7 protein-coding genes and 2 pseudogenes are annotated in these 8,609 nt (G+C 74.2%); 6 read left to right on the top strand and 3 right to left on the bottom strand.

From position 1 onward, the window contains the following. Both ABZZ74_RS39440 and ABZZ74_RS39435 read left to right on the top strand, forming a co-directional pair. Positions 1 to 116: pseudogene (locus tag ABZZ74_RS39440) on the top strand (esterase); the annotation flags it as partial. Positions 117 to 133: 17 nt separating this feature from the next. Beyond that, entirely contained in the window at positions 134 to 850 is a 717-nt protein-coding gene (locus tag ABZZ74_RS39435) for an alpha/beta hydrolase (RefSeq protein ID WP_356773482.1), read from the top strand. Between the two features lie 52 nt (positions 851 to 902). Here ABZZ74_RS39435 and ABZZ74_RS39430 read toward each other — a convergent pair whose 3' ends face one another. Continuing rightward, positions 903 to 1,760 (bottom strand): LysR family transcriptional regulator, encoded by an 858-nt coding sequence (locus ABZZ74_RS39430; protein ID WP_356773480.1) that lies wholly within the window; start codon positions 1,758 to 1,760, stop codon positions 903 to 905. 155 nt (positions 1,761 to 1,915) lie between these two features. Here ABZZ74_RS39430 and ABZZ74_RS39425 point away from each other — a divergent pair, with 155 nt between their 5' ends. Further along, positions 1,916 to 2,719, top strand: a complete 804-nt coding sequence (locus tag ABZZ74_RS39425; protein WP_356773486.1) for an EamA family transporter — start codon at positions 1,916 to 1,918, stop codon at positions 2,717 to 2,719. A 388-nt stretch (positions 2,720 to 3,107) separates the two neighbouring features. Here the strand turns inward: ABZZ74_RS39425 and ABZZ74_RS39420 are convergent. After that, positions 3,108 to 3,419: pseudogene (locus tag ABZZ74_RS39420) on the bottom strand (GNAT family N-acetyltransferase); the annotation flags it as partial. Positions 3,420 to 3,565: 146 nt separating this feature from the next. After that, positions 3,566 to 4,468 (bottom strand): TIGR01777 family oxidoreductase, encoded by a 903-nt coding sequence (locus ABZZ74_RS39415; protein ID WP_356773478.1) that lies wholly within the window; start codon positions 4,466 to 4,468, stop codon positions 3,566 to 3,568. Positions 4,469 to 4,654: 186 nt separating this feature from the next. On the opposite strand from ABZZ74_RS39415, the gene ABZZ74_RS39410 reads away from it, so the two are divergent. The 3 genes from ABZZ74_RS39410 (at position 4,655) to ABZZ74_RS39400 (ending at position 8,606) form a co-directional block, all read left to right on the top strand. Next, entirely contained in the window at positions 4,655 to 6,058 is a 1,404-nt protein-coding gene (locus ABZZ74_RS39410; RefSeq protein ID WP_356773476.1) for a hypothetical protein, read from the top strand. Between the two features lie 68 nt (positions 6,059 to 6,126). Then, positions 6,127 to 7,350, top strand: a complete 1,224-nt coding sequence (locus ABZZ74_RS39405; RefSeq protein WP_356773474.1) for an AAA family ATPase — start codon at positions 6,127 to 6,129, stop codon at positions 7,348 to 7,350. Further along, a complete protein-coding gene (locus tag ABZZ74_RS39400; RefSeq protein ID WP_356773472.1) occupies positions 7,347 to 8,606 on the top strand; it encodes a VWA-like domain-containing protein in 1,260 nt (419 codons plus the stop codon). Before ABZZ74_RS39405 ends, ABZZ74_RS39400 begins: the two co-directional genes overlap by 4 nt. Positions 8,607 to 8,609 lie beyond the last annotated feature (3 nt).

The raw sequence follows: 8,609 nt of genomic DNA, 5'->3' as shown, positions 1-8,609 counted from the left end.
ACCAGGGCATCATCCACGACTTCGTGATGCTCAACGCCCTGCGCGAGACCCACGCCGCCGAGGCCGCCATCAACCAGGCCGTCGCCACCCTGCGCGCGGCCCTCCACACCAACTGAGCCGGGAGACAGCCGACATGACCACCACACCCACCGCCCTTCTCGTGCACGGCGCCTTCGCCGACGCCGGCAGCTGGGCCGGTGTCGTCGCGGAGCTGCAGAACCAGGGCATCCCCGTGATCGCGCCCCCGAACCCGCTGCGCGGGCTGGCCGCCGACGCCGCCTACATCGCCTCCGTGGCCGAGCAGATCGACGGCCCGGTCGTCCTCGTGGGGCACTCCTACGGCGGCGCGGTCATCACCGTGGCCGGTGCCGTGGAGAACGTCGTCGGCCTGGTCTACGTCGCGGCCTACGTGCCCGAGGAGGGCGAGAGCCTGGGCGAGCTGCAGGGGCGCTTCCCGCTCTCGCCGCTGAGCAGCAACCTCAAGGAGTGGACGTACCCGGTCGAGGGCGGGGAGCCCGCGGTCGAGGTCACCATCCAGGCCGAGGCGTTCCCCGGCATCTTCGCCGCCGACGTCCCGGCCCCGGTCACCAAGACGCTGGCGGTGTCGCAGCGCCCGCTGGCCGCCTCGTCGTTCACCGAGCCGGCCTCGGCCGCCGCGTGGAAGACCAAGCCGTCCTGGGCCCTGGTGGCGGGCGCGGACGAGGCGATCAACCCGGAGGTGGAGCGCTTCGGCGCCAAGCGCGCCGGGGCGACGACCGTCGAGCTGGAGGGCGCCTCGCACGCGGTCGCCGTCTCCCGGTCCGAGGAGGTCGCCGCGCTGATCCGCGACGCGGTTCGGGCCACGAGCTGACGGGACCGGAAAGGCGGCGCGGACGGCGCTACAGCACCGTCCGCGCCGTCGCTCAGCCGTCCCGGTACAGCTCCGTGAGCAGTTCGATGGCCGCCGGGGTCGCCGGGTGGGGGTCGTCGTGCCACCAGGCCAGCCGTACGGCGATGGGCTCGGCGTCACGGACGGGCCGGTAGACCACGCCGGGGCGGGGGTACTGGTGGGCGGTGGACTCGGCCGTCATGCCGATGCGCCGGCCCCCGGCGATGACGTTGAGCCAGTCGTCGACGTCGTGGGTCTCCTCGGTGGCCGGGCGGGCGTCGGGCGGCCACAGGTCGGCGGTGGTCGTGCCGGTGCGCCGGTCGACGAGCAGCGTGCGATCGCTGAGGTCGGCGAGCCGCACTGAACGGCGCCGGGCGAGCGGGTCGTCCGCGGCCAGGGCGCACAGCCGTCGCTCCAGGCCCACGATGGCGGTGTCGAAGCGCCGGTCGTCGCCCAACGGCCTGCGTACGACGGCGAGTTCGCAGCTGCCCTCGGCCAGTCCGGCCGTCGCGGTGTTGACCCGGACCAGGTGCAGGTCGGTCTCGGGGTGGGCCGCGGCCCAGCGGCGCTGGAAGGCCGCGGTGTGCCGGCCGACCGCCGACCAGGCGTAACCGATCCGCAGGCTGGTGTGGTCCGAGGTCGCCGCGCGGACGAGTTCGGAGACCTCGCCGAGCACCCGCCGGGCGTGCGCCAGCACCCTCAACCCCGCTGCGGTGGGCGTCACCTCGCGCGAGGTGCGCCGGAGCAGCCGTACCCCCAGGGACCGTTCCAGCGAGGCCAGCGTGCGGGACACGGCCGCCTGGGAGACGTCCAGGGCGATGGCCGCGTCGGTGAAGGTGCCCTCGTCGACGATCGCGACGAGGCACCGCAACTGCCTCAGCTCCACATCCATGACTCCAGCGTATGGATCGAGCACCATACGCATTTTGCGCATACACCGGCTCGTCCCATCATCGGCCCATGCGACCCGTACGCACGCTCCCGCCGGCCCGCACGGCCTCCGCCCCGGCCCGCCCCTCCTCGCGGCCGTTCGCGGGCGTCGTCGCCATGGTCGCCAGCGGTCTGTCGAACCAGACCGGTGCGGCGATCGGCTCCCTCGCCTTCCCGGTGCTCGGTCCACTGGGGGTGGTGGCGGTCCGGCAGTACGTCGCCGCGCTCGTCCTCCTGGCCGTCGGCCGGCCCCGCCTGCGGACCTTCACCTGGCGGCAGTGGCAGCCGGTACTGCTGCTGGCCGTGGTGTTCGGCACGATGAACCTGTCGCTGTACACCGCCATCGACCGGATCGGTCTCGGGCTCGCGGTGACGCTGGAGTTCCTCGGCCCGCTCACCGTCGCGCTGGCCGGCGCGCGGCGCCGGGTGGACGCCTGCTGCGCGGTGATCGCGGCGGCCGGGGCCGTCACACTGATGCGCCCGCGGCCCTCGACGGACTACGTCGGCCTCGGGCTCGGTCTCCTCGCCGCCGTCTGCTGGGCCTCGTACATCCTGCTCAACCGGACGGTCGGCCGACGGGTCCCCGGCGCCCAGGGATCCGCGGCGGCGGCCGGCGTGTCCGCCGTGCTGTTCCTGCCGGTCGGTGTGGTGGTGGTGCTGCGGCAGCCGCCGACGGCCTCGGCGGTGGGGTGCGCCGTGGCGGCCGGGGTGCTGTCCTCGGCGGTGCCCTATCTGGCGGACCTGTTCACCCTCCGCCGGGTCCCGGCGGAGGCGTTCGGCCTGTTCATGAGCGTCAACCCGGTCCTGGCCGCCGTCGTCGGCCTGGTCGCTCTCGGGCAGCGTCCGGGGTGGGCGGAGTGGGCGGGCATCGGTGCGGTCGTCGCCGCGAACGCGCTGAGCATCCTCGCCAGAAGCGGGTGAGCCGCCTCAGCTCCAGAGGCCGGTGAGACCCAGTTCGAGGGTGGCCCGGTCCAAGGGGACCGGTTCTGCTGCTGTTCGTAGAGGGTGAAGGGCTCCAGGACCTCGCGCCCGACGGCACCGGACAACCAGGCGGCGTCGCAGGCGATGCCCTCCCGTGCGTTGTCCAGGGAGCCCTCGCCGCTGAGGTTGGACTGGAAGATCCCGGCGGCGGAGCGGGCAGGAAGTCCTCGTGGACGATGGGTGTGACGCGTAGCCGGCCGCCGGAGACCAGGGCCGCGAGGTCGGCGGGCGGGCGGCTGCCGTCGCGGGGCCGTTCGTCCACGCCTTCGTAGGTGACGCGGTGCAGCCGCAGTTCACCGAAGGCGAGGTCGACGAGCGTGTCGAGGGCGTCGGTGCCATGTCCACTGCCTCGGTGTTCCGGCGCCAGCATCAGGACCGCCTCCGCCGTGCCGTCGGCCAGGTCCTGGTCGATGGGGGCGGTGTAGCCGATCGGGGTGCCGTCGGGCGGCAGGACGAGTGGGTCGTCGCGGTCCACGTCGTCGATGTCCCGCTCGACGCGTTCGCGCAGCCAGGACAGGGAGCGCGGCCAGACACCGATCTCATGGGCGGCGACCGGGTCGGACCTCCACCGCTGGAGGTGTTCGGCGTCGTCGGTCTCGAGCGGGGCGAGGGCGGTCTTCCTGCCCCGGCGGCAGGTCACGCGCGCGTCGGCCTGGGTGTCGTCCGGTCCGTTGTCGTTCACGAACGCCGAGGTTGGGCCCCGCGCGGGGGCACGGCCACCGCATTCGGCGGCAGCCCAGGGAGCTGCGTCACCATGCGGCGGGCGGGGACCCCCCGGCGGACGCCTCAGCGAACGGCCGCCGTCACGGCCTCCTCGAACGTCGGGTGTTCGAAGGTGAACCCGGATTCCAGGAGGCGGGCCGGCAGCACGCGCTGGCTCATCAGGATGCCGTCGGCGAACTCGCCCAGGGCCAGACGGAGGGCGAAGGCGGGGACGGGCAGGATCGTGGGGCGGTGCAGCGCCCTGCCGATGGCGGCGGTGATGTCGCGGTTGGTCGCGGGGTGCGGGGTGGTCATGTTGACCGGGCCGGCGACCGTCTCGCTGTCGATGAGGTGCCGCAGGGCACGGACCGTGTCGGGCAGCGCGATATAGCTCCAGTACTGGTGTCCGTCGCCCAGCCGGCCGCCGAGTCCCGCCCGGGCCAGTGGCAGCAGCTGTCCCATCGCACCGCCCTTCGCCGACACGACGATCCCGAACCGGGTGGTCACCACCCGTGTCCCGGCCGCCCGTGCACCGCCGGCCGCCGCCTCCCACTCCTGGCACACACCGGCCAGGAAGTCCTGGCCCGGCAGCGCGGACTCGTCCACGACGTCCTGGCCGGTCTCGCCGTAGTAACCGACCGCGGAGCCCGACACGAACACCGCCGGGGGCTTCGCGCAGTCGCCGATCGCCGTGGCGAGGGCGCCGGTGCCGCGTACCCGGCTCTCCCGGATCCGTGCCTTGTACGCGGCCGTCCAGCGCCGGTCGCCGATCCCCGCCCCGGCGAGCCCGACGACGGCGTCGGCCCCGTCCAGCACCGCCGGATCCACGCCACCGGCCCGCGGCTCCCAGCGCGCCTCCTCGCTCCCGTCGGCCCGGACCTGCGGCTCCCGGCGGACCAGCCGGGTCACCCGGTGACCGTCGGCGAGCAGCGACGCGGCGAGGGCACCGCCGATCAGCCCCGATGAACCGCTGATGACGACATGCATGGAACCGACCTCGATCCGGGCGCGCGGCACCCATCACCCATCTGTTTGATATTTCAAGCAGTAGGATCAGCCTAACGCACACACACGAAAAAGCGTTGGCGGGTCGCGATGGCCGGAGGCTACGCTCCCGGCGATGACTCCTTCTGCTGACAGATTGGGGGTCCCGTCCGCGTCAGGTGAGTGCTGATGGCCACTCACCCCCACTTCGCGAACGGGGATTCCCGCCTCTCCCTGTGGCTGCGCGTGCGCGAGTTCGCCGTGCCGCCCGCCATGATCGAGACCGCGACCGCCCGCCGCCTCGCCGGGGACTGGGCAGGCGCGTGCGCCGCCGCGCGCGTCGACGTCGATCTCGACCTGCGTTCCGTTGCCCGTGTCCACGGCCGTGACCTCGCGGCCCGACTCCGCGCGGATCTACGGCATCTGGCACCCGACCTGCTGCGCTGGCACATGCCGAGGATCGCCCCGGACGGACTGCTGCGCCCGGCGCTGACGATCACGCTGGCCCGCTACGAGCTCCCGGGCCGCCCCCGTCCCCTGCATCTCGTGGTCCGGACCCCGCCCGCCTGGGCTGACGCCGGTCAGCGAATCAGCCTCGGCCTGTGGGACGGTTCCCGGCCGGACGCCGACGATTGCCGTCATCCGCATCCTCACCCCAGCCCGCGGTTCCGTCTGGACCTGCATCGTCATCTGTGGGATGCGCGCAGGGCGGGCGAGCTGCGGGCACGTTGCGGTGCGGATCGCCACCATGACGGGCGTCCGTGTCCGGAGGCTCTGCGGGCGGTGGCGCTCGAGCACCCGTGCGCCGTCGACCGGTGGGCGGCGGAAGCGGGGGCGCTGCTCCTGGCCGACGGCCGGGGCGGGGACCCGGGGGCGGGGGCCGTCCTGGTACGGATCGCGCGTCGGTGCCGGCTGGTGCTGCGCGTTGTCACGGACGCGGGCGGTGCCGGGCCTTCCGCTTGGCGTGTCGCGGAGGTGGCCGAAGGCGGTGGTTCGGGGCTGCCGGTCCTGCCCGACGCCGCGACCTGGGTGCTGCCCGACCTCGAACTGGTCCGAGCTGGTGCGATCGACGCCGATCGGCTGCATCCGCTCGTCGCCCGGGCGCTCGTACCGGAGTGGTCACCCGTCACCCCGGCCGCTGACGAGGAGTGGACCGCCCGGGCGCACGTCGTGGAGTGCCGGGGAGCCCGGCATCGTATCGGCCTCGTCGACGGCGTGCTGGCACCGCTGGACCACGACCCGGCCGAGATCCGCCGCGAGGAGCTGCTGGCCGCGCTGACCGGCACGCCCCTGCCCTGCCTCCAGGCCATCGACCGGGCCCACCGCCGCCCCGACTGTCTCGCCGGCGTCCGCGAACGTCTCGACCATGGCGACACCGCCGGCGCGCTGGCCGTCGTGGAGGGCCTGTTGGGCCCGGACGCGGTGCTGCGCGAGGGCGCCCTGCGGGACGCGCTGGAGGACGCGGCGCGGCGGCGGATCACGTACGGCCTCTACCGGGCGGGGCTCATCGGCCCGCCACCCGGACGGATGCGCCCGCGTGTGCCCCGCCCCGGGACCTATCGCTCGCACCCACGCGACTGCCTGCTCCGCTGACGGGACACCGTCCCGGGTTTCGCCGAGCCCTCCCACGATGCCAATCCGACTTGAAAAGGTGATGATCCATGCCGTCTTCCACCACCGCCCAACTCGACGTCGCAGACGAGCTGTTGACGCTCCTGCGCGCGAACACCACCGAACCCCGGCCCGACATCCAGCTGGAGGCCCTGACCCTGGCCGTCGCCGCCGATCTGCCGGTCCTGCTGTGGGGTGAGCCGGGGATCGGCAAGACCGCCGCCCTGACCCAGCTCGCCGCCGCCCTGGACCTCCCGCTCACCACGGTGATCGCCAGCGTGCACGAGCCCTCCGACTTCTCCGGACTGCCCATCGTCGGCGACGATCCCGCCGAGCAGGGCGTGCCGATGGCCCCGCCGGACTGGGCCGTGCGGCTGGTGCGGGCCGGGCGCGGACTGCTGTTCCTGGACGAGCTGTCCACCGCGCCGCCCGCCGTGCAGGCCGCGCTGCTCCGGCTGGTGCTGGAGCGGCGCATCGGAGCGCTCCAACTGCCGCCCGGTGTACGGATCGTGGCCGCGGCCAACCCGCGTTCCTCGGCCGCCGACGGCTGGGAGCTGAGCCCGCCGCTGGCCAACCGGTTCGTGCATCTGCAGTGGACCCACGACCACGAGGTCGTCGTCCGCGGCCTGGGCGGCACCTGGCCCGTCGCGACGCTGCCGCGGCTCGATCCCGAACTGCTGGCCGACGCCGTGGACTTCGCCCGCCGTGCGGTGTGCGGGCTGCTGGCCGCCCGGCCGAAGCTGGTGCACCAGTTGCCGGGCAGCGAGACCAGGCGGGGCGGTGCCTGGCCGTCGCCGCGCAGTTGGGAGATGACGCTGCGGCTGATCGCGTTCGCGACCGCCGCCGGTTCCTCGCGGGACGTGCTGTCCCTTCTGGTCCGCGGAACCGTGGGTGACGGGCCGGGGCTGGAGCTGCTGGCGAGTGTGGACCGTATGGACCTCCCCGATCCGGAGGTGTTGCTCGCGGACCCGGCGGGGGCCGTCCTGCCCGAGCGGGGCGATCTGCGTCAGGCCGCACTGGACGGTGTGGTGGCCGCGGTGCGCGCCCGGCCGGACCGGTCCCGCTGGGACGCCGCGTGGGCGCTGCTCGTGCGGGCCGTGGAGACCGGCGCGCCCGACCTGGTCGTCGTCCCCGCGACCACGCTCGCCTCGCTGCGGCAGCAGGGCTGGGAAGTGCCCGAGTCGATCGAGCAGTTGGCCGGTGTGGTGACCCTCTCCCGGCGGGCGGACCGGGCGGCGGCCCGGACGGTGGCGGCTAAGCCGGGGCGGCGATGACCACCGGGGCGCCGGGGGCGCCGGACCCTGAGTCGGGGGCGCTGGATTTCGACAAGCTCTACGCGGCCCGGCTGCAGGCCGCCCGCGCCCGCCCCTATCTGGCGACGGCCCTGTTCGCGCTGCACACCGTGGAGTCACGGCAGGTGCCGACGATGTCCGTGGACCGGTACTGGCGGTGCTACGTCTCACCGGGGTTCGTGGACCGGATGCCGGTGGAGGAGCTGGCCGGGGTGTGGGTGCACGAGGTGTCACACCTGCTGCGCGACCATCACGGGCGCAGCGACCGGGTCGCGAAGGAGCTCGGGCTGTCCGGACCGGGCGAGCGGCTGCGCATGAACATCGCAGCGGACTTCGAGATCAACGACGACATCTACGGCGACGGGCTGGCCTGGCCCCGGGGCGCCGCCCACCCAGGGCTGTTGCAGCTGCCCGCGGGACAGCTCATGGAGGACTACCTGCGCCTGTTCCGGCTCGGTCCGCGGCTGCAGGAGATGGCCTGGCTGGACTGCGGCAGCGGCGCCGACGGGCTGGAGCGGGAGTGGGAGCTGGGCCCCGACGGGGCGCACGCGCTGAGCCGGCAGGAACAGGACGGGGTGCGCTATCGGGTGGCGCAGGGGATCAAGGGCCGCCCGGGCCACGCGCCGGAGGGCTGGCGGCGGTGGGCCGAGGAGGCGTTCCATCCGCCGCAGCCGTGGCGGGAGTTGCTGGGTGCCGCGGTGCGGTCGGCGGCGTCCGGGGGCGGTGCGGGCGAGGACTACTCCTACGGCCGTCCGGCGCGGCGCTCGGCGGGGGTGCCCGGGGTGGTGCTGCCGAGTCTGCGGCGCCGTCCGCCCCGGGTGTCGGTGATCATCGACACGTCCGGTTCGGTCAGCGACGCCGAACTGGGCAGCGCCCTGCTGGAGGTGGCCGCGATCTCCCGTGCCGTGGGCGGCCGGCGCGACCTGGTCACGGTGGTGCCGTGCGACGCGGCGGCCCGGATCGCGCACCCCCTGTGCCGCGGCGAGGGCATCCCGCTGCTCGGCGGCGGGGGTACGGACCTGCGCACCGGCTTCGCCACGGCGCTGCGGACGCGTCCGCGCCCCGATGTCGTCGTGGCCCTGACCGACGGGCAGACACCGTGGCCGGAGGCCCGACCGGCCTGCCGGACCGTGGTGGGGCTGTTCTCCCGGTCGGGTGGTTCGTGGGACGAGGAGGACCCGGACTACGTACCTCTCGCGCCGCCCGCCTGGGCCCGGGTGGTGAAGATCGGGCCTTGAGCG

The sequence above is a fragment of the Streptomyces sp. NPDC006476 genome, from assembly GCF_040612015.1.
Classification (GTDB): Bacteria; Actinomycetota; Actinomycetes; order Streptomycetales; family Streptomycetaceae; genus Streptomyces; species Streptomyces griseorubiginosus_B.
This window is presented reverse-complemented; position numbering and strand designations above follow the sequence as displayed.